Source organism: Vibrio sp. La 4.2.2, from assembly GCF_027586995.1.
GTDB classification, from domain to species: Bacteria; Pseudomonadota; Gammaproteobacteria; order Enterobacterales; family Vibrionaceae; genus Vibrio; species Vibrio mediterranei.
The window spans coordinates 84,365-103,452 of sequence record NZ_JAPPTJ010000014.1 but is presented as its reverse complement, the minus strand read 5'-3'; the positions used below and the strand labels follow the sequence as shown (position 1 = coordinate 103,452).

Annotated in this window: 16 protein-coding genes and 5 tRNA genes; 16 read left to right on the top strand and 5 right to left on the bottom strand. The window is 45.5% G+C overall.

Annotated features, from left to right (window positions below; genetic code table 11):
- Positions 1 to 61 precede the first annotated feature (61 nt).
- Positions 62 to 2,080, top strand: a complete 2,019-nt coding sequence (rep, locus tag OH456_RS23230; RefSeq protein WP_270034324.1) for a DNA helicase Rep — start codon at positions 62 to 64, stop codon at positions 2,078 to 2,080.
- 53 nt (positions 2,081 to 2,133) lie between these two features.
- Here the strand turns inward: rep and OH456_RS23225 are convergent, their stop codons facing one another.
- Positions 2,134 to 2,547 carry a c-type cytochrome gene (locus OH456_RS23225; RefSeq protein WP_031493886.1) on the bottom strand — a complete coding sequence of 138 codons (414 nt, stop codon included), beginning with the start codon at positions 2,545 to 2,547 and terminating at the stop codon, positions 2,134 to 2,136.
- A gap of 295 nt (positions 2,548 to 2,842) precedes the next feature.
- On the opposite strand from OH456_RS23225, the gene OH456_RS23220 reads away from it, so the two are divergent.
- The 5 genes from OH456_RS23220 to OH456_RS23200 all read left to right on the top strand — a co-directional run bounded on the left by OH456_RS23220 (position 2,843) and on the right by OH456_RS23200 (position 3,421).
- Positions 2,843 to 2,919, top strand: a tRNA-Arg gene (locus OH456_RS23220).
- A 29-nt stretch (positions 2,920 to 2,948) separates the two neighbouring features.
- Positions 2,949 to 3,024 (top strand) — tRNA-His (locus OH456_RS23215).
- 68 nt (positions 3,025 to 3,092) lie between these two features.
- A tRNA-Pro gene (locus OH456_RS23210) sits at positions 3,093 to 3,169 on the top strand.
- 44 nt (positions 3,170 to 3,213) lie between these two features.
- Positions 3,214 to 3,289, top strand: a tRNA-His gene (locus OH456_RS23205).
- A gap of 55 nt (positions 3,290 to 3,344) precedes the next feature.
- Positions 3,345 to 3,421 (top strand) — tRNA-Pro (locus OH456_RS23200).
- Positions 3,422 to 3,697: 276 nt separating this feature from the next.
- On the opposite strand, the gene OH456_RS23195 is transcribed toward OH456_RS23200, so the two are convergent.
- Together OH456_RS23195 and OH456_RS23190 are read right to left on the bottom strand one after the other, a co-directional pair.
- Positions 3,698 to 4,285: a porin family protein gene (locus OH456_RS23195; protein ID WP_252038599.1), complete on the bottom strand. Its 588-nt coding sequence runs from the start codon at positions 4,283 to 4,285 to the stop codon at positions 3,698 to 3,700.
- A gap of 117 nt (positions 4,286 to 4,402) precedes the next feature.
- Positions 4,403 to 5,257: a LysR family transcriptional regulator gene (locus OH456_RS23190; RefSeq protein WP_124940475.1), complete on the bottom strand. Its 855-nt coding sequence runs from the start codon at positions 5,255 to 5,257 to the stop codon at positions 4,403 to 4,405.
- A 159-nt stretch (positions 5,258 to 5,416) separates the two neighbouring features.
- Between OH456_RS23190 and OH456_RS23185 the strand changes: the two genes are divergently transcribed.
- The 10 genes from OH456_RS23185 to OH456_RS23140 all read left to right on the top strand — a co-directional run bounded on the left by OH456_RS23185 (position 5,417) and on the right by OH456_RS23140 (position 16,465).
- The gene (locus tag OH456_RS23185) at positions 5,417 to 6,295 is read left to right on the top strand and encodes a LysR family transcriptional regulator (RefSeq protein ID WP_270034323.1); all 879 of its coding nucleotides are present in this window, start codon (positions 5,417 to 5,419) and stop codon (positions 6,293 to 6,295) included.
- 1 nt (position 6,296) lies between these two features.
- On the top strand, positions 6,297 to 7,124 hold the full coding sequence (locus tag OH456_RS23180; RefSeq protein WP_270034322.1) for a LysR family transcriptional regulator: 828 nt from the start codon (positions 6,297 to 6,299) through the stop codon (positions 7,122 to 7,124).
- 17 nt (positions 7,125 to 7,141) lie between these two features.
- Complete coding sequence (locus OH456_RS23175) at positions 7,142 to 7,684, top strand: hypothetical protein (protein ID WP_252038605.1); 543 nt, start codon at positions 7,142 to 7,144, stop codon at positions 7,682 to 7,684.
- A 60-nt stretch (positions 7,685 to 7,744) separates the two neighbouring features.
- Positions 7,745 to 8,770 carry a dimethylarginine dimethylaminohydrolase family protein gene (locus OH456_RS23170; protein WP_006072058.1) on the top strand — a complete coding sequence of 342 codons (1,026 nt, stop codon included), beginning with the start codon at positions 7,745 to 7,747 and terminating at the stop codon, positions 8,768 to 8,770.
- Positions 8,771 to 8,830: 60 nt separating this feature from the next.
- Positions 8,831 to 9,349 (top strand): transporter suffix domain-containing protein, encoded by a 519-nt coding sequence (locus OH456_RS23165; protein ID WP_031494526.1) that lies wholly within the window; start codon positions 8,831 to 8,833, stop codon positions 9,347 to 9,349.
- A 662-nt stretch (positions 9,350 to 10,011) separates the two neighbouring features.
- The gene (locus OH456_RS23160; RefSeq protein ID WP_006072061.1) at positions 10,012 to 11,730 is read left to right on the top strand and encodes a dipeptide ABC transporter ATP-binding protein; all 1,719 of its coding nucleotides are present in this window, start codon (positions 10,012 to 10,014) and stop codon (positions 11,728 to 11,730) included.
- A gap of 85 nt (positions 11,731 to 11,815) precedes the next feature.
- On the top strand, positions 11,816 to 13,369 hold the full coding sequence (locus OH456_RS23155; RefSeq protein ID WP_124940481.1) for an ABC transporter substrate-binding protein: 1,554 nt from the start codon (positions 11,816 to 11,818) through the stop codon (positions 13,367 to 13,369).
- Between the two features lie 144 nt (positions 13,370 to 13,513).
- Positions 13,514 to 14,491: an ABC transporter permease gene (locus tag OH456_RS23150; protein WP_006072065.1), complete on the top strand. Its 978-nt coding sequence runs from the start codon at positions 13,514 to 13,516 to the stop codon at positions 14,489 to 14,491.
- Between the two features lie 2 nt (positions 14,492 to 14,493).
- Complete coding sequence (locus OH456_RS23145; protein WP_270034321.1) at positions 14,494 to 15,438, top strand: ABC transporter permease; 945 nt, start codon at positions 14,494 to 14,496, stop codon at positions 15,436 to 15,438.
- A 115-nt stretch (positions 15,439 to 15,553) separates the two neighbouring features.
- Positions 15,554 to 16,465, top strand: coding sequence for an SPOR domain-containing protein (locus tag OH456_RS23140; protein ID WP_164491440.1), 912 nt, complete (start codon positions 15,554 to 15,556; stop codon positions 16,463 to 16,465).
- Positions 16,466 to 16,468: 3 nt separating this feature from the next.
- Here the strand turns inward: OH456_RS23140 and OH456_RS23135 are convergent, their stop codons facing one another.
- Both OH456_RS23135 and OH456_RS23130 read right to left on the bottom strand, forming a co-directional pair.
- On the bottom strand, positions 16,469 to 17,485 hold the full coding sequence (locus OH456_RS23135) for an acyltransferase (RefSeq protein ID WP_171393516.1): 1,017 nt from the start codon (positions 17,483 to 17,485) through the stop codon (positions 16,469 to 16,471).
- Between the two features lie 115 nt (positions 17,486 to 17,600).
- Positions 17,601 to 19,079: a chitinase gene (locus OH456_RS23130; protein ID WP_443088644.1), complete on the bottom strand. Its 1,479-nt coding sequence runs from the start codon at positions 19,077 to 19,079 to the stop codon at positions 17,601 to 17,603.
- Positions 19,080 to 19,088: the final 9 nt, after the last annotated feature.

Sequence of the window (19,088 nt, the reverse complement as noted above, 5' to 3'; positions counted from 1 at the left end):
CATTGTCAGCATTAGCAGTCTATTATGTGCGCGTTACAATTCGTGAGTAGTGAGCACACCAATGAAGCTAAATCCGCAGCAAGATATGGCGGTAAAATACGTCTCTGGTCCATGTCTGGTTCTTGCCGGTGCCGGGTCGGGCAAAACCCGCGTGATAACTAATAAGATAGCGTATCTAGTACAAAGCTGTGGTTATAAAGCGAGAAATATTGCTGCCGTAACGTTTACCAACAAAGCTGCACGTGAAATGAAAGAGCGTGTAGGACAAACCTTAGGTAAAAATGAATCCAAAGGTCTTATGGTTTCCACCTTTCATACCATGGGACTCAATATCATACGTCGCGAGTATAAGGCGCTTGGACTCAAAGCTGGTTTCTCCCTGTTTGATGATCAGGATCAAATGGCGCTACTCAAAGAGTTGACCGAACAGCAACTCGATGGCGATAAAGACCTGCTGCGTTCGCTACTCAGCGCTATTTCTAACTGGAAGAACGACATGCTGACTCCAGAGCAGGTAAAAGGCTCTGCTCGTTCAGAGCAAGAACAGTTATTTGCGCACTGCTATGAAATGTATCAAGTACAAATGAAAGCGTATAACGCGCTCGACTTTGATGACTTAATTGCTCTGCCCGTTATTCTGCTAAAAACCAATGAAGAAGTTCGTACTCGTTGGCAAAAGCGAATTCAGTACTTGTTGGTCGATGAGTACCAAGATACCAACACTAGCCAATACGAATTGGTTAAGTTGCTGGTGGGAGAGCGTGCGCGTTTCACTGTCGTAGGGGACGATGATCAATCTATCTACTCGTGGCGCGGCGCAAAGCCTCAAAACTTGATTCTCCTGAACAAAGACTTTCCAAGCCTCAAAGTCGTGATGCTTGAGCAGAACTATCGTTCAACCAGTCGTATCTTGCGTGCGGCCAACATCTTGATTGCTAACAACCCGCACGTGTTTGAGAAATCGTTATTCTCAGAGATCCCTGACGGTGAAAAGCTCAAAGTACTCAAAGCCAAAAATGAAGATCATGAAGCGGAGCGCGTGACGGGTGAATTAATTGCGCATCGATTCGTGAATCGAACTGAATATCGTGATTACGCCATCTTATATAGAGGCAACCACCAGTCACGACTTATCGAAAAAGTCTTGATGCAAAACCGCGTGCCTTACAAAATTTCCGGCGGTACTTCATTTTTCGGTCGTGCTGAAATCAAAGACATCATGGCGTACCTGCGAGTTTTGGTAAATCCTGATGACGATAATGCTTTCTTACGTATCGTTAATACGCCTCGTCGTGAGATTGGTCCTGCTACGTTGGAAAAACTGGGTAGCTACGCCAATATGCGTGGAAAAAGTTTGTTCGAAGCTAGCTTTGAGTTGGGTTTGGAGCAGCACTTATCGGGGCGTGGCTTAGAGAACTTACGACGATTCACACAGTGGGTTGTGACCATAGCTGATAACGCAGAGCGCGGTAATACAGTTGAAGCTGTGCGTTCATTAGTTCGCGACATCAACTATGAAGATTGGCTCTATGAGACCTCTTCCAGTGCTAAAGCCGCAGAAATGCGCATGAAGAACGTTTCTGATCTCTACTCATGGATTGTCGCAGATTTAGAAGGCGATAATTATGATAAGGAAGAGAAGTCATTAAAAGAGGTCGTTCAACGGCTCACGCTTCGAGATATGATGGAGCGCGGAGAAGATGAGGACGACAGTGATGCTGTTCAGCTAATGACACTGCATGCCTCGAAAGGTCTTGAGTTCCCTTATGTTTATCTTATTGGTTCTGAGGAAGGCATCCTGCCACATCAAACCAGCATAGATGAAGATAACGTAGAAGAAGAAAGGCGACTAATGTATGTAGGCATTACTCGTGCCCAAAAAGAACTCACCTTTACTATATGTAAAGAGCGAAGACAGTATGGCGAGCTGATTAAGCCAGAACATAGTCGGTTCTTAGATGAATTGCCGTTTGATGATGTCGAATGGGAACAAGCAAAAAAAGCGGTGTCTGCAGAAGAACGAATGCAAAAAGGTCAGGCACACATTGCTAATATTCGGGCAATGTTCAATAAGAAGTAAAAATAAACAAGGGGGCTGAATCAGCCCCCTTGTCGATCATTGAGTTCGTTACACTATAGTCCGGCAATCATATGCTCGATAGCATCAACGATTTCTTGATCAGAACAGTCCATACAAGAGCCTTTTGCTGGCATCGCGTTGAAGCCATTAATTGCATGGTCTTTAAGAACGTCTTTACCTTGAGCAATACGAGGTCCCCAATCGGCAGCGTCACCCGTTTTAGGTGCGCCACTAACGCCAATGGAGTGACAGGCAGTACAGAAGGTGTTGTAAACGGTAGCGCCATCACGTGGACCGGTAGGTTCAGCAACCACAGGCTCACTACCTGCTAAGTAAACATCACCCACTGGTTTAATACGCTCTGCGATAGCGTCATATTCTTCTTGGCTCACATCCGCTGCGAAAGAGGCAGTAGAAAAAGTTAGTGCAGCGAACAACACTGTTAAGATTCGACGAGACATATCCATTAAACTCACTTTACTATCCAACAAGGTAGCAAGTCGGTGCTTGCTATTCATTTATACGATTTATTCTGCTTGCTGACTTAACGACTGTTAAATCAATGTAAACATTGGGTGATTATATCCTGTTAACTTGTTGCAATAAACCACAACTTTTCAGCTTCACGGGGTGAATCACATCGTAAAGCCACTATTTATTGCTTCAAAGTGCTGAAAAAGACAACAAACGAGAAAAAAAGTTGAAAAAGTACTTTACGACATAGTGTGATATACGTATTATTCCCATCCGCCGATAGGGCATGCGCCCGTAGCTCAGCTGGATAGAGCGTTGGCCTCCGGAGCCAAAGGTCGAAGGTTCGAATCCTTTCGGGCGCGCCATCCGGATAAAATATTGGCAAAACATAATGGTGGCTATAGCTCAGTTGGTAGAGCCCTGGATTGTGATTCCGGTGGTCGCGAGTTCGAATCTCGTTAGCCACCCCATTATTTTGGTGACTTCGGTTTCCAGTTTTGATTTAATCGAAACGAAAACGTTCTGAAAAGAACATTGTCGGTGAATAGCGCAGCTTGGTAGCGCATCTGGTTTGGGACCAGAGGGTCGGGGGTTCGAATCCCTCTTCACCGACCACTATTTCAGTTATCGTTATAAACGGTAGCAAAACAAAATTTGTGGTGGCTATAGCTCAGTTGGTAGAGCCCTGGATTGTGATTCCGGTGGTCGCGAGTTCGAATCTCGTTAGCCACCCCATTTATTTTGGTAGCGTTTGCTCCCCTTTACGAATTTACTCGTAATAAAACATCGTCGGTGAATAGCGCAGCTTGGTAGCGCATCTGGTTTGGGACCAGAGGGTCGGGGGTTCGAATCCCTCTTCACCGACCACCATTTAAAAGCCTCGTCGAAAGACGAGGCTTTTTTTCGTCTGAAATCTGGTTTATTGAACCGAAAGTTGGATGACAATGCGCAATAAGCTTTCGTCTTTAGTAGCTTTGTTTGTCAAATATCTAGTTCAAGTAAGTCTTGTCATGTGACGAGGCTTTTTGCATTTTGGGATGGTGATAAATAGAGTGAAAGGTAAAGGCAGCAAAGAGAAAGTTTGATGCTAAGCTGGAGTGGGCAAGTTGCATCCTTGCAAACTTGGTTAAGTTGTAGAGAGAATTAGAATTTGTAAGCTAGACCTAGGTTGATAGAGTGCGCATCAAACTGTTTGTGGTTAGACAGTTTCATTAGCTCTAAGTTTGCGCCTAGTGAGTTAGTAAAGTTGTATTGAGCTCCAACACCGTATGAGAAGGAATTGATGGTCTTTTTGTTGTCATTTTCCTTAAAACCAGCTTGTTTTAGGCGGATGTTATTTACACCAGCTAAGCCATACAGCTCAATGCTGTCTGATACATTGAATTTGATCTTTCCGTAAAGTCCGGTTTGACTGCCAACTTCTAAACCTTGACCACTTTTCTCTACCTTGCCACTGTCGCGACTGTGACGCATTTCCGCCCCAAACATTGAGTTAAAGTCGTAACCAGCTTTAAGGCCAAGTGAGCGAAAGTTACTTTTAACTTTTGTTTCGGTCATGTTTTTACCTGGTTCGATAGGTTGACGCGTAGGTGGCGCGTCGTTGTTTGATGCTGACATTACCCCCATATACGTTCCCACATAAAATCCAGAATCGTTTGACGCCAAAGCCGGAGCCGAGATTGCGCCGACAAGTGCGATGACAGTTGCAGTTTTCAAAGTTGCTTTTTTCATATTTTCCTCATTTAAAGTTTGGTCTTGTGACCTTATTGTGTGTTTCGAAGCGCATAGTAATCAGGAGCGCGTTTTTGTAAAAATCAGACTCTGTCGATGTCTATTACAGAGGCGGCGCTAGTGCGAGACGTGCTGACGAAGAACGTTATAGAGTACTTCTCGTATTCCATTAGCACAGTGTGAATCGCGGTAGCCAAGGCCAAACTTACTTCGCTGAATGGCTTCGCGGTGATTGATGATGACGAGCTCATTATTGTTCAACTCATGTTTAATTGAGTCTTGATCGATACAAATCCATCCAATGCCATCTTTGGCGAGTTGTCTTGCGGTTGCCACGTTGTTGACCGACATGGTGTCGAACTTGTAACTACCCCATAAAGATTCATTATGCTGCGTAATAGCGATAGCCAAATGCTGGCTGAGCTGTTCTGTAGAGACTTCATCGAGTTGGGCGATAGAATGTTGAGGTGCGCAGACTGAAACGAATTGGCGCTGTGTGACATTCATAAACTCCCAGTGACCAATCCCGCTATAGGGATAGTGACTAATAATAAAGTCGTAATCGGTTGACGCTATGAGGTCATCACAAGGCGAAAATTCAATCTGCAGATCCATTTCAGCATCAATGTCGCGCAGCTGGTGGATAAGATGAGAAACAATTTTCGGGTCGATAAATGTCGTGATCCCAAGTCGGATGCAGCCTGCGCCCGAACCGTTTATTTTCTCGACGTGAGACGCTAACTTTTCAGACAGCTGTAGAATGGATGATGCTTTATCCAAGAGCGCTTGACCTTGTTCTGTTAACACGGGTTTGTGCCCAGCACGATCAAACAGCTCGATCCCCCAATCCAACTCAAGATTGGCGATCCACTGACTTACTTGGACTCGACCTTTGTTCATCGCTTTCGCAGCTGCGGAAATGGAGCCGAGTTCGGTAGTAATAACAAATGCTTTGATGGCATTGATATTCATAAAAACCTCATATAGACATTGGGTGAATGTGCTTGTCTTATCCCGCATTCCCTACATGATGTTGCAAGCCAAAATCAGTGCTTTCCCTAAAACGTGAGGCCATGTTAAATATCTTTGATAAACTAATATCTAGATCTAATGGTTTAAAAAGGTTATCACTTGGCATCAATTGAGCAGTTAGAGAGCTTTGTCGCTGTTGCGAAAACAGGATCGGTGGTAGCGGCGGCTGAAAAGCTTGGCAAGACTCACGGCCCGGTAAGTCTGGCGATACAGAATTTGGAAAGCCGCTGGGGTGAGCTGTTTGTTGTTGGCTCGGGCAAGAAACAGTTGTCGGAAAAAGGGGAGGCGATACTCCCTTGGGCAGAGGCCGTAATTGCTAGCTACTATGAGCTTAAAAATACAGTGGTCGTTGAGTCGCCAACACAGATGACTCTCGGTGTTGATATCGCTTTACCTCGAGTCTGGCAACAAGAAATCTTAGCTTCTATCATCGATTTGGATATCAGTATTAGAGTCAATTGCTTGCCTAGTGATGAATTGATTGCTGCCTTTAATGCTCAGCGCCTAGATTGGATAGTGACACTGGTTGATTTACCTTGGCCCGAAACGCCAAACTTTTTTTCACTTGGTACTGTGGATAGTCATTTGATTACCAGTAGTGAAAGGTTGTTAGAATCTAGCAACCAGCCGTCAATCGTATTCGACAGTGGGCACCTTCTGACACTGCCTCAACTCTCTATCTCTCATGTCATGCGAACTTCCGCTCCAATATACAGGCGATTCGATTTCCCTTGCCCTTGGCAAATTCAAGTCACTGATCATCAGCAAATAGCCGCCATTCTCTCGGAGTTACCAAGTCATACGTCTGCGGTGCGCAACAATATTGAACTAACGAACACCATGAAAATCGTAACAGAACCACACCTCAAGGCGACTTGGGGGGTATTAGTTTTCTGGGGAGAGCATTTAACAGGGAGTCAAGCGTTGCAATGTTTGACAGACTGGGCGATGAACAAATCAACGGAAGGTAGACAATAGGATGACTCTTGATCAAATCAAAACCTTTGTTGCCATTGCCCATCATGGCAGCATGAGAAAAGCGGCACGAGCACTTGGTAAAAGTCAGCCAGCGCTTACGGCAACTGTGAGTCGTTTGGAAGCTTCTCTTGGTTATGAGCTGTTTATTAAAGGTACTCGGCCACTTAAACTGTCCTCTTTTGGTCTGAAATTTCTGCCGCGAGCAATGGAGTTTGATGATGTGCTGGCCCTCACTCACACGTTCTCCAGTAAAGAGAATGTCAAAAAGCTGCGGGTTTGTTTTGATTACGGCATCGCACTGGATGAAGTAAATCAGCTCTCTCAACTTATCATTGCTGACAATTCGCTTCGAAGCGTAGATTTGTTTCGCACTGATACTGCAACTATTCATCAGCTACTGATAAAACAGCAATGTGATTTAGCATTGACTCAACCATTACCGCATTTAGCTCCTTTTCTTGAAGCTCAACATGTTGGAGAGCGCCAGTTTGTCGAGGTACAGGCACCGTTACAGATAAACAAACAGCATCGGGTTATGTCTGTTCACGATGAAAGCGGACAGCCGCTGTGGATCAACGATACGGACCAACACGAAGACCTTATTTCATTTAACCGACCGGCTGATATGCTTGAGGCCTTGATAAATTTTTATGGCAAAGGCTGGCTACCAAAAGGTGAGGTAACTAGGGCTTTGAGTGAAGGTAAAGTAGAACTGACGGAAAAGCCTAGCTATCAAAAGCGATTTAGCTTGGTATGGCAGCAGCAGTTAAAAGCAGAAGCCAAGTTGATCAATCGCCTAGCTCGTTATAGTCAGTTGAACGGAACCTAGTTGGTAACCAGAGTAGTATGGATTTACGTTCAGAGTTTAAGTTTCTTGCTGAACTTAACTCGACTACGCTACCGTTCGGAAAAATACGTGCAAAGGTGATAGAAATGGGCTGTTTACGAAAGCTCTCCTTCATGTTGGTGTTAATCGCCGCTCCTTCCTTACGTGCAGCAGACTATGTCGCTGAATTGCAACTCAATGTTGTGAACATATTTAGTGGTGATGTCACTATTGGGTTGCGAGAAAGCAAGTTGATTAAAAAAGACAAGCATACCCGCGTGTTGCTGGTCAGCGAGTCGTCAGTGGAAAACAATATTGCCGACTTGCATTACACCATTATCGAGCAAAGTAATAGTGAGCCGTTAAAATCGAATCAGCTGCAATTGCCCAGTATGTCAACTTATATTGGTAGTGAAGCGGGTGTTGAAGTTGAGGGGTTGGTTTCCTATCGAGTTGTGGTCAGGGCGCATTATCCTCCTGTTTCAGTTGCCTTCTTATATCCGCCCAAAGTGAAAGCCTTTCACTGCGCAGAGTGTTTTTTGCTCTTTAGCCGACTGGGTTAACCTCAAAGTGTTCATCGGAGAAAGGACTCTCTTTTTCTAACCCATTTGAGGAGTAATCCTATGTCGAAAATCACAACACAAAACCAAGTTTATGTACCAGCTGCAACCAAGCACAGTTATGGGGAGTTCAACCTTTATGGGAAGCTTCTAGAGGTGATTGTGGGTTATAGCCAGAACTTCCGCCTGCCAGTACTAACAGAAGAGGTAAAAGCAACTTATCAGAGTGTACTTCAGCCCGACTTATATGATCTCTGTGAAAAAGCGGGAGGACAGTTACTTTCTCATGCTTCTCCGCCATTTTCTGCGGCTTTAGAGCGTGAGAATGATGCGTTGGTCAAGGCGTTTCAGAGCTTTGGCGTAAAGGTTCATCAGGCTAGGGAAGTGCCTGAAGAAGAGATAACCGCGTGCCAAAGAACGAATGTCTTTACCCAAATCTTCGCTGCAGAACCTATTTGGGTTGTAGGTCGAAATGTTTTGGAGAATGTTTGGGCAAGCGATATGGGCTGGGCTTCTATTGCGCCAGTGCGAGAACTCCATCAGCCATTTATTGATGGTGATAACCACATTTTACATTACACGGCACCAAGGCCGACGCTAAGTCGAGATTATATTTATGAGGGGGGAGATGTACTCAACTTAGGCGATGGAAGAGTACTGGTGGCAACGGGCCCTTCATCAACTAACGCTCGTGGCGCTGAATGGGTTAAGCGCATGCTAGAACATGATGGTTACCAAGTATGCATAACAGAAGTGGAGGATACAGGAATCCATCATTTGTTCGCCGTTATGTGTGTAGCCGGCCCTAAACTTGTTATCGCCTATCGAGATGCCTTTCCAAAGGGCTTACCTGAATTTATGGATGACTTTGATGTGGTATGGGCAAACAGAGAAGAAGCGCTGGCAACCGGGCCTTGTGCAGTGATGCTTGATGAAAACCACATCTTAATGCCAGAAGAGACCCCAGCCCTCAATCGAAAACTGGAAGCAAAAGGGCTAACGGTTGTGACCGTTCCATTTGCTCATCACGCGAAGCTTTGTGGTGGAATACGCTGTAAGACCTCAGTGCTCCGCAGGGACATACACTAGTCGCTTTCCCCTTCTATCCTCCCCTTATTCTTATATGAGGGGTAACAGGGTGTTCGATAAATGAAATTAGATTTTGGCGTTTTGTTCCGCTCAGTATTAGCTTATTTGCGAGTTAGCTTGGGCATGGTGGCACTGTTGCTCGCTTTATCAAGTCCGTTACTAATTCCCTTGATTAGTTCAATGGAGATTTGCAGCAGTAAAAAAGCGCTACTTAGCGGTGCAATGATTTTTGGTGTACCTGAAGTGGCGACTATTGTCGCTCTGTGCTTGTTAGGCAAGGAGCGCCTGCAGCAAATCAGAAATTGGTTTGTCAGACATTTACTGAAGCTCAAACCTAGCCGGCACTCGACAAGGCTTAGCTACTATATGGGATTACTACTGATGGTAGTGGCAGGCCCTGTTATGAATATTGTGCTGTTTTACTTTCCAACCTTTGGAGTGGGCTGGATAGAGTATCGAAAGGTAATAGCACTGGCTTGCGATATCACCTTTGTAGCGGCGATATTTATCGCGGGCGAACAATTGTGGAGGAAAATAGAAGCTATTTTCCGTTTTGAACCGACAACTACACCTCACTAAAACGTAATTATGGCGCTTGATGGGTGATTTGACTGTTGAGTGCCATTGCTACGGCTAAATCTTCAGTGGTTCGTCTATGAAAACTTCCATTGAATAACATTTCCCCCATTCTTCATGAGTAAGAATTGGAGCTAAATTCTACCGATCGAACGATGGCCAGTATTTTGTTCAGTATGCAGGGTTGTGACTTGTTGTAAATCACAATAGCGGAAAATACTGTGTAATCGAATTATCAAAGTGATCAGTGTATTAAATGTGATGCAGATCTAGAGTTTGGTGCTGCACTCTGTCATGTTACAAAATTTATGTTTCTATAGTGTTAAAACTACATCAGAATAAATATGCGGGTGGCATTAGTCATAAATATTGCCGATAACGTGAAGTTCGGCGTTTTATATTCGTTGTCTAGCACGAATTTCTGAGTGTACATCAACTTTTCATGCCACTTGTATCACTACTATATGTACTTAAACTGCATATATATTTATTTATACTGCTTTAGATTTGCTCAATTTCGAATTTTTATCCTATTTTTGTTGCTTTTCTGTGAAAGATTTGCCAAATTGATGCCCTTATAAATAGTCAGCAGAAAATGCTGCCTAAGAATGGATTCAATTTTTCAGACAGGGGCAGAAAGCTGCCAAAGCAGTAGAGGTCTGGTAATGTCACTATTAGAAGTAAAAGATCTTCGTATCGAATACCCATCACGCCATGGGGTACATGCCGCGGTTAAATCTTTGTCGTTCAATATTGAACGCGGCGAAATAGTCGGTGTGGTTGGGGAGTCCGGCGCGGGCAAGTCAACGGTAGGTAACGCTGTTATCGATTTGCTTTCACCTCCTGGCGTTATTGCTGGTGGTGAGGTTTTCCTAGATGGAGAAAAAGTCTCTGGTCTAACACCAGAAGCGATGCGCAAAGTTCGTGGCTCAAAAATCGGGTTTATATTCCAAGACCCAATGACCTCTCTCAACCCACTATTCACTGTTGAGCAACAATTAAAAGAAACCATCCATGCCAATATGAAGGTATCGGATGATGAAGCGTATCAACGCGCGCTCAATCTTATGAATCAAGTGGGTATCCCACAACCAGAAAACCGCTTGAAGCAATATCCTCACCAATTCTCTGGTGGTATGCGTCAGCGTGTGGTGATCGCTATCGCGCTTGCCGGCGAACCGGACCTGATCATTGCGGATGAACCTACGACAGCACTTGATGTATCGATTCAGGATCAAATTTTAGGTTTGATTCGCGACCTGTGCATCAAGAACAATGTTGGTTGTATGTTGGTGACGCACGATATGGGTGTGGTTTCTAACGTAACGGATCGCGTAGCGGTAATGTACCGTGGTGACTTGGTAGAGTTTGGGCCAACGGCAAAAGTACTGGGTGAACCTGATCACCCATACACACGTAGCCTGATTTCTGCAGTACCGCGTTCAGACATGAAACTCGATCGTTTCCCTCTTGTGAGCTACATCGAAGAAGCACATGAGATGGAACCGTTGGATGTTAAGAACCACTGGTTGGGTCAAAGCCAAGATCACCGTGATTATACTGGTCCGCTTCTTAACGTAGAAAACGTCAACCTACGCTTCGTTACTAAAGATTCGCTATTTGAAAGCCGACGTGAGTATGTTCAAGCATCAAACAACGTTAGCTTTGAAGTACATGAAGGTGAAACGTTTGGATTAGTGGGTGAATCGGGATCGGGTAAATCGACCATTGCACGTGTGATTGCAGGTCTCTATGCCCCTAACTCTGGCAAAGTCACGTTTGAAGGTATTGACCTTACGTCGCTGAAGTCTGAGAAAGAGCGTCGCCCGATGCGTCGCCAGATGCAGATGGTGTTCCAGAACCCGTACACGTCGATGAACCCTCGTATGAAAATCTACGACATCATTGCAGAGCCGATTCGATTCCATAAACTGACGGCAAACGAAAGCGAAACTAAGCAAATCGTCGAAGACCTGCTTGAGCACGTAGGCCTAGGAAAAATGGCGGGAGTGAAGTACCCACATGAATTCTCAGGTGGTCAGCGTCAGCGTATTTCTATCGCACGTGCACTAGCAACGCGTCCTCGTTTGTTGATTTGTGATGAACCAACGTCGGCACTTGATGTATCGGTTCAGGCTCAAATACTTAACCTACTCAAAGATCTACAACAAGAACTTAATCTGACCATGTTGTTCATCAGTCATGACTTGCCGGTAATTCGTCAAATGTGTGACCGAGTGGGCGTGATGCAAATGGGTACTCTATTGGAAGTGGCACCGACGGAGCAGTTGTTTACTGATCCGCAGCATGAATACAGTCAGCACCTAATTTCCTTAATGCCTGAATTCAAAGGCTTAAGAGATGATGTAGCAAAAACGGCGTAAGCCATACAATTCCCTATTGGGACTCGATAACAGAAGCAAACACAACAACAAGGGATCCGGATCCCCGCATGAAGGAGTTATGCAAATGAGAACCATGAAAAGCAAATTAGCAGTGGCGCTAATGGCAGCGGGCCTAAGTTTTAATACTCTGGCAGCAGATATCAAAGTTGGCTATGCAGCTGACCCAGTATCTCTAGACCCGCATGAGCAGTTGTCTGGTGGCACATTGCAAATGTCACACATGGTATTTGACCCACTCGTTCGTTTCACCCAAGAAATGGACTTCGAACCTCGTCTAGCTGAAAGCTGGGAACGTGTGAATGACACGACGGTTCGTTTTAAGCTACGTGAAGGCGTTAAGTTCCACTCTGGTAATGACCTAACAGCAGACGATGTTGTTTGGACATTTAACCGTCTTCAAAGCTCTCCTGACTTTAAAGCTATCTTCGACCCGTATGAGAAAATCGTTAAGGTTGATGACTACACGTTTGACCTAGTGACTAAAGGTCCTTACCCACTTGTACTGCAAACAGCGACGTACATCTTCCCTATGGATAGCAAGTTTTACTCAGGTAAAACGGCAGATGGCAAAGACAAATCTGAGCTAGTTAAGCATGGTAACTCTTTTGCATCGACGCATGTTTCGGGTACTGGTCCATTCATCGTAACGGCTCGTGAGCAAGGCGTTAAGGTTGAATTTGAGCGTTTCGCTGATTACTGGGACAAAGAATCTAAAGGTAACGTAGACAAGCTAACACTAGTACCAATCAAAGAAGATGCAACGCGTGTAGCAGCACTTCTTTCTGGCGGTGTTGACATGATTCACCCAGTTGCGCCAAACGACCACAAACGTGTCGCTAGCGCTGAAGGTGTTGATCTAGTGACGCTACCTGGTACGCGTATCATCACGTTCCAAATGAACCAAGAAAGCAACGAAGCACTGAAAGATGTTCGCGTTCGTCAGGCGATTGTTCACGCAATCAACAACGAAGGTATCGTTAAGAAAATCATGAAAGGCTTCGCAACCGCTGCTGGTCAGCAAAGCCCAACAGGCTACGTTGGTCACAACGATGCGCTTGTTCCACGTTACGACGTGAAAAAAGCGAAAGAGTTGATGAAAGAAGCTGGCTATGAGAATGGCTTCACGCTAACGATGATGGCACCTAACAACCGTTATGTGAACGACGCGAAAGTAGCGCAAGCAGCGGCAGCGATGCTGTCTAAGATCGGCATCAAAGTAGATCTTAAGACAATGCCTAAAGCGCAATACTGGCCAGAGTTTGATGTGTGTGCAGCAGACATGATGATGATCGGTTGGCACTCAGATACTGAAGATTCAGCGAACTTCAACGAGTTCCTAACAATGACTCGTAACGAAGAAACGGGTCGTGGTCAGTACAACTGTGGTCACTACTCAAATCCAGAAATGGATGCGATTGTTGAAGCAGCAAACGTAGAAACGGATCCTGCTAAGCGTGCTGAAATGCTGAAAGGCGTTGAGGCGACACTATACAACGACGCAGCATTCGTACCGCTACACTGGCAAAGTGAAGCGTGGGGCGCGAAGTCTAACGTGAAAGCAGCAGCAATTGTTAACCCAATGGTAATGCCTTACTTTGGCGACCTAGTGGTTGAATAATCACAAGTGATTGTGATGTAGGAGGGGAGTGTTCCCCTCCTCAATTCTCTCTACTCAGCTCAGTTTATTTCAGTCGGATTGAGCGGTTATTAAGACTGAATGTTTCTCTCTCAATGAGATCTATGGATAGTTAAGGGGCAAGGAATGTTTTCGTTTCTGGTCAAGCGCCTGTTTCAGGCACTGATAGTGATGTTTGTGATCAGTTTGGTGGCGTTTGCCATTCAGGATAACCTGGGTGACCCGCTGCGTGAGCTTGTAGGTCAGTCGGTTTCGGAAGCAGAGCGTCAAGCACTGCGTGATGAGTTGGGCCTCAACGATCCTTTCGTAACAAAATACACTCGTTTTATTGGTGCAGCGCTGCAAGGCGATCTTGGCACTTCATACTTTTTCAAACGTCCTGCCGTTGAGGTTATTCTCGATAAGCTGGTGGCAACACTAGAGCTGGTATTCGGCGCGACGCTTATTATTATTTGTTTATCGATACCACTCGGTGTGTACTCGGCAATTCACCCAAAGAGTTTCTTTACCAAGCTGGTGATGGCCGGCAGTAGTATTGGTATCTCGATTCCGGTTTTCCTAACGGCGATCATGCTGATGTATGTATTCTCTATTGAGTTAGGCTGGCTACCGTCTTTCGGGCGTGGTGAAACTGCGAACGTGCTCGGTTGGGAGTCAGGATTCTTCACAATCGATGGTATTAAGCACCTTATCTTGCCATGTATCGCATTGGCATCGATTATGTTGCCACTTTTCATTCGCTTGGTTCGTTCTGAAATGTTAGAAGTACTGAGCTCGGAATACATCAAGTTTGCGAAAGCAAAAGGGCTACCTCTTAAAAAAATCTACTATCAACATGCCCTTAAAAACACGATGTTACCTGTTTTGACCGTTGGTGGTGTTCAGATCGGTACTATGGTGGCGTATACCATCCTGACTGAAACCGTCTTCCAGTGGCCTGGCACAGGCTTCCTTTTCCTTGAAGCGATTAACCGTGTAGATACACCATTGATTACCGCTTACGTTATTTTCGTTGGCCTTATCTTCGTGGTGACGAACACTATCGTTGACTTGTTGTACGGCTTGATTAACCCAACCGTAAACCTAACTGGAAAAGGAGCATAACCATGAACCAAGCAAATGTAGCTGCTGCTCCTTCAGCGTGGGAGCGTTTTAAAAACTCGGACTTCTTGTATTACTTCAAGCGCGACAAAGTCGCTATGGCAAGTTTTACGGTCTTCATGATGTTCTTGGTGTTAGCACTAGCTGCGCCTGTCATCGCCCCTACTGACCCATATGATTTATCGTCTATCGATATTATGGACTCGGAGCTGCCGCCATCTTGGATGGAAGACGGTGACGAGAACTTCGTATTAGGCACCGATGACCAAGGTCGTGATATTTTATCCACCATTCTTTATGGTTCTCGACTGTCTCTGACCATTGGTTTCCTAGCGGTAGGTTTACAGTTATTCCTAGGTATTGTGATTGGTCTATCAGCGGGTTACTTCGGTGGTCGTATCGATAGCTTCTTGATGCGTTTTGCTGATGTTCAGTTGTCGTTTTCAACCATGATGGTTGCGATCATAGTCTCTGCTATCTTTAAGGCCAGCTTCGGCACTGAGTTCTATAGCCAATATGCCGTGACCATGCTGGTCGTGATAATTGGTGTGGCGGAATGGCCGCAGTATGCACGTACTATCCGTGCCTCGGTTCTTGCAGAGAAAAAGAAAGAGTATGTAGAAGCAGCGCGAGTGATGGGCTTTAGAGCGCCACGTATCATGTTCCGTCATATTCTGCCTAACTGTTTGTCGCCAATTTTGGTTATCTCAACGGTACAGGTTGCGAATGCAATCATGTCCGAAGCGGCGCTGTCGTTCTTAGGTCTTGGTCTGCCAGTAGACCAGCCATCATTGGGCTCTTTGATCAGTATCGGTTTTAACTACATTTTCTCTGGTTCGTGGTGGATTACCGTGTTCCCAGGCATTGTTCTGATTACCTTAGTGTTGGTTATTAACCTACTAGGTGACTGGCTACGTGATGTATTCAACCCGAAAATCTACAAAGGGTGATCCAGAGTGATTGATTTTTAATCCCGATCGTCACTACACTAAGAGTCGCAGATAATTGCGGCTCTTTTTATTTGTGCCGCTGATAACAATAGCCAAGAGTGTTCAGAGGATGTTTATGAGCTCTTTAAATGGTGTAAAGGGATTAGGTTGTTTTTCGTTTAGTGCTTTGTTGGGCACCTTGTTGTTAACCAGTAGTGTGGTTCCTTTACCAGTTTATGCTGAGGATGCGTTGTGTGACGCTTCCCAGCCCTCCACCAATGAACTGCCGGTTTTAGATAAATCTTGTCCGATTGGAGATGGGATTTGGAGCAATGAAGTTCCCGTAAGCGCAACATCGCTTTATTGGATTCAGTGCGGCATTCTTGATGCACCCATGGCACTGACTCAAGCGAAAACCTTGTACGCCAAAATCACCACCGATGTGTGGATGCTGCCTCAGAAAAATAGCTATCGTTGTCTGATTGGTCCATACAGCGATGCTGAGATCGCCAAGCAAGAGCTTGTTCAAGTCAAAGCCTTATCTGGTTATCGTGATGCTTTTATCCGCCAAGTGGAACGCAACGCTTCTGCCAACGCACCTCAACGTACTGCCAAAGTGACGCAGCAAGTTCCCGCTAAAACGGCTAAGCCGCTGGCATCCAAGCCAGTAAGGAAAGCTGAGAAGATAACGCCTCTTGCGACCAGCGCTAAGGCTTCATTGGGTGTTCGGTTAAATGCGGAAGTTAATGGACAGCGTTATAGCGTGCCTTATATCGCTAATAGTAGTCATCAGTTCTATATGGAACATGATAAAGCGTGGAACCGCTTGAGTTATCAGTCTGCCATAAAGGTATGCAGTGACCTTGATATGCATTTGGCGAGTAATGAAGACTGGCAAGCCTTGGTAAAATCACAAGTGATGCAGAAAAATCGCTGGCCACTACAAATGCCGTATTGGGGAGATGGTCAGAAAGGGCTGTTTACTAATGGCAAAGTATCACCGTTAAAAGGCAATACTTTGCTCAATGTAGTGTGTGTGGGTAAATAACCTTTAAGGCAATAACCAACGAGTCTTACTGCTGAGTGACAACAACCAACTGGTTGCTAATGCCAAACTGCCGCTGACAATAACCCAAAATGGAATCATATAGATTGGGTGACCTTGATGTAGGCCGAGTTCGTTCATCGGCCACAGGAATAGCGGGTGAAGAATATAAATACCCAAGCTGTATTTACTAATAAAGCTCACCACTTTCTTTGCTCCTGGCCAAAGCTTGTCGGCGTAGGCTTTGCAAACGATAAATATCATACTGGCCGCTAGGACGGTATTTAGAGTCTTGTAAGAGAACCAGCGTCCAACATAATAACGACCTTCGTCAATACTTCCTTGAACTACCATATAACTGCTCAGCGCCATCGCGCCAACACCCAGAATAATGGACACAGTAACCACGCCTCGGCTCGCTGGCAGCTTCTGATACAGGATATAGCCCAGAGGTAATAAGCCCATATAAAGCCAGAACTGCTCGCTCCAAGGACCATCAACTCTTAATAAGAACAACAGCGTAGTGAGTAACCAAAGGCCGGTAAATGCGTAAAGTGCGCTGTCATCAAACTTGCGAACGAACACCTGCAAGAACGGGATCGCCACATAAAGCGGAATAAAGTAGTAAAAGAACCCAAGATGGTAATAGGTCTGATGGTGATAGCTCTCAGACAAGACTTCTTTAACCGTATTGCCGTTAAAGCCTTCAATGGTCCATCCGGATAAGTAAGCGTAGAAAAGTGACCATGCGATAAATGGAATCAGCACTTTACCGAGACGACGAGACAGATAATATTTCATATCAAACGGTCGCTTGTCGTTGAGCATGAGGGCGCCGGTTATCAAAATAAACACCGGGACTGCCCAGCGACTGAATCCATTAAAGGTGATAGCGGTAATCCATTCGCCCATAGGGATCTGTCCGAGTTCATGACGGTAAGGGCCTAGCGCATGAATAATGATGACAGCGAGTGCCGCCACACAGCGCATGGCATCGAAGAAAAATATGTGCTTTTTATCCATTAATAACTCCTTACAGTCTTTAGAAACTATAAGAAATATAATCAGGTGCGGGAAGAGTACTTAGATAAAAGTTGTGTAAAAACTGCTCCATACAGAGCAGCTTTTACTGGTTTGATCACGCTGAAGGGCAAACGACTTCACCCCAGAACCAGTTTGATTGTGTGGGCGACTCCCAAACACCAGGGTTGTTCTTAGCAATAAAACACTTTCCTTGGTAGCTTACGGTATCGCCATTGCTGACAGATGTACTACCCGGAATCCAAGTAACTAGATTAATTTCAGGTGGCGTGGTGGTGCTTCCACCACTATTCCCGTCGCCAGTACCTCCATTGTCGTTATCTGTTGAGGGAAGAGTGTCCACAATCCGCACTTCTGGCCAATTGGCGTGGGAGCCATAAAAGTTGGTGACGCATTTTTCATAGTCACCGGGTACGAGAGCAGAGTAAGCAGTTTGGTAACCGACCAAGTTACATTCAAAAGAGACGCCTTCAGGACGGTCAGCATGATAAGCCCAACTGGCTTCCCAGTTAGTGTAAAGTACATCTGTTGCGCCGTTTAAGTTCAAGCTTCCATAAGGGGTTTGTTGCCAACACGTATTGGTCTCGTCGGCTTCAATGGGAATCTGATAGTGTGCAGCGAGCCCTTCCCAGTAACGAATTCGGTTAACTGGCTGCCCTTTGTTTTTATTCTGCTCCCCACATTCAATACCACCATTGATGATGTTGATGGTGGTACCAAACCCATAGCCAATACCAGCCTCTACTTCTCGCTGAGATGGGACCCAAGTTCTATCAATAACATGCAACATGGCGGGCTTTGGTGCTTGTGGCGTTAAAAAAAACCAGATAGCAGAGGCGAGGTTTAACCACGAGTCAGCCACAAGCGCTGGGTTATCGAGTAACACCGTTGCATCACCATCAAACATCACTTCAGAAAAAGGACCGTAGTTGAAGTGGTAAGAGAGTTGTTTAGCGCCACGACCAAAATAGCCTTGGTTGGCGGCGCAAGGCCAACGTTTGTTTTGCCAATCATTCTGACCACACCCCGTGGTATAGCCTGGCTGTCCTTCGGACCAACCCATTTCGCGCACATGAACCAGTGCTTGCTGCCATTCTTCGAGAGCTAAAGGGTTATCCCAAGAGTTATCCTTGGCGATGTGACCTCCGGTTTCTTGGGCAAAATGGGCGAAGGCGGTCACGATGGAACGCTTACAAATAGCATCGGCATCTCGATTGTCGCTATAGTCACCACAAAACGCTGGAAATTTACCAATAGCCTGTAAAAAGCGCTGATAGGTGTACTCTGGCGCAGCCATATGAGTGAGAAAGTCCCATTCATCACGTGGGAAGACTCGCTCAGCCCGTTTTACGTTACTTGGGTTGGTTGCTAAGCCTGCATCAATCGAATCCACGACAGAGTTTGAGGCTGTCTGCAATGCCTCAGCCCACACTCTGTACATGGGGTTGCTAGTTTTGCTTGCTTCACTATTTTGTATGTCGCTACGGGCAATAATATACCCGGTTGGATTTTGTGGATCAGGGTGCGGGTTTACCGCAAGGGTAGGTAAGCTTAAGCAGGTAGTGCTTGCTGCCATAAGCCATCG

Bases quoted from the DNA above. Each gene is read 5' to 3' on its own strand.
- OH456_RS23190 (WP_124940475.1), bottom strand. From the start codon at position 5,257: ATGAATATCAATGCCATCAAAGCATTTGTTATTACTACCGAACTCGGC.
- OH456_RS23165 (WP_031494526.1), top strand. From the start codon at position 8,831: ATGAAATTAGATTTTGGCGTTTTGTTCCGCTCAGTATTAGCTTATTTG.
- rep (WP_270034324.1), top strand. From the start codon at position 62: ATGAAGCTAAATCCGCAGCAAGATATGGCGGTAAAATACGTCTCTGGT.
- OH456_RS23170 (WP_006072058.1), top strand. From the start codon at position 7,745: ATGTCGAAAATCACAACACAAAACCAAGTTTATGTACCAGCTGCAACC.
- OH456_RS23180 (WP_270034322.1), top strand. From the start codon at position 6,297: ATGACTCTTGATCAAATCAAAACCTTTGTTGCCATTGCCCATCATGGC.
- OH456_RS23175 (WP_252038605.1), top strand. From the start codon at position 7,142: ATGGATTTACGTTCAGAGTTTAAGTTTCTTGCTGAACTTAACTCGACT.
- OH456_RS23160 (WP_006072061.1), top strand. From the start codon at position 10,012: ATGTCACTATTAGAAGTAAAAGATCTTCGTATCGAATACCCATCACGC.
- OH456_RS23155 (WP_124940481.1), top strand. From the start codon at position 11,816: ATGAGAACCATGAAAAGCAAATTAGCAGTGGCGCTAATGGCAGCGGGC.
- OH456_RS23130 (WP_443088644.1), bottom strand. From the start codon at position 19,079: ATGGCAGCAAGCACTACCTGCTTAAGCTTACCTACCCTTGCGGTAAAC.
- OH456_RS23195 (WP_252038599.1), bottom strand. From the start codon at position 4,285: ATGAAAAAAGCAACTTTGAAAACTGCAACTGTCATCGCACTTGTCGGC.
- OH456_RS23135 (WP_171393516.1), bottom strand. From the start codon at position 17,485: ATGGATAAAAAGCACATATTTTTCTTCGATGCCATGCGCTGTGTGGCG.
- OH456_RS23145 (WP_270034321.1), top strand. From the start codon at position 14,494: ATGAACCAAGCAAATGTAGCTGCTGCTCCTTCAGCGTGGGAGCGTTTT.
- OH456_RS23150 (WP_006072065.1), top strand. From the start codon at position 13,514: ATGTTTTCGTTTCTGGTCAAGCGCCTGTTTCAGGCACTGATAGTGATG.
- OH456_RS23225 (WP_031493886.1), bottom strand. From the start codon at position 2,547: ATGGATATGTCTCGTCGAATCTTAACAGTGTTGTTCGCTGCACTAACT.
- OH456_RS23140 (WP_164491440.1), top strand. From the start codon at position 15,554: ATGAGCTCTTTAAATGGTGTAAAGGGATTAGGTTGTTTTTCGTTTAGT.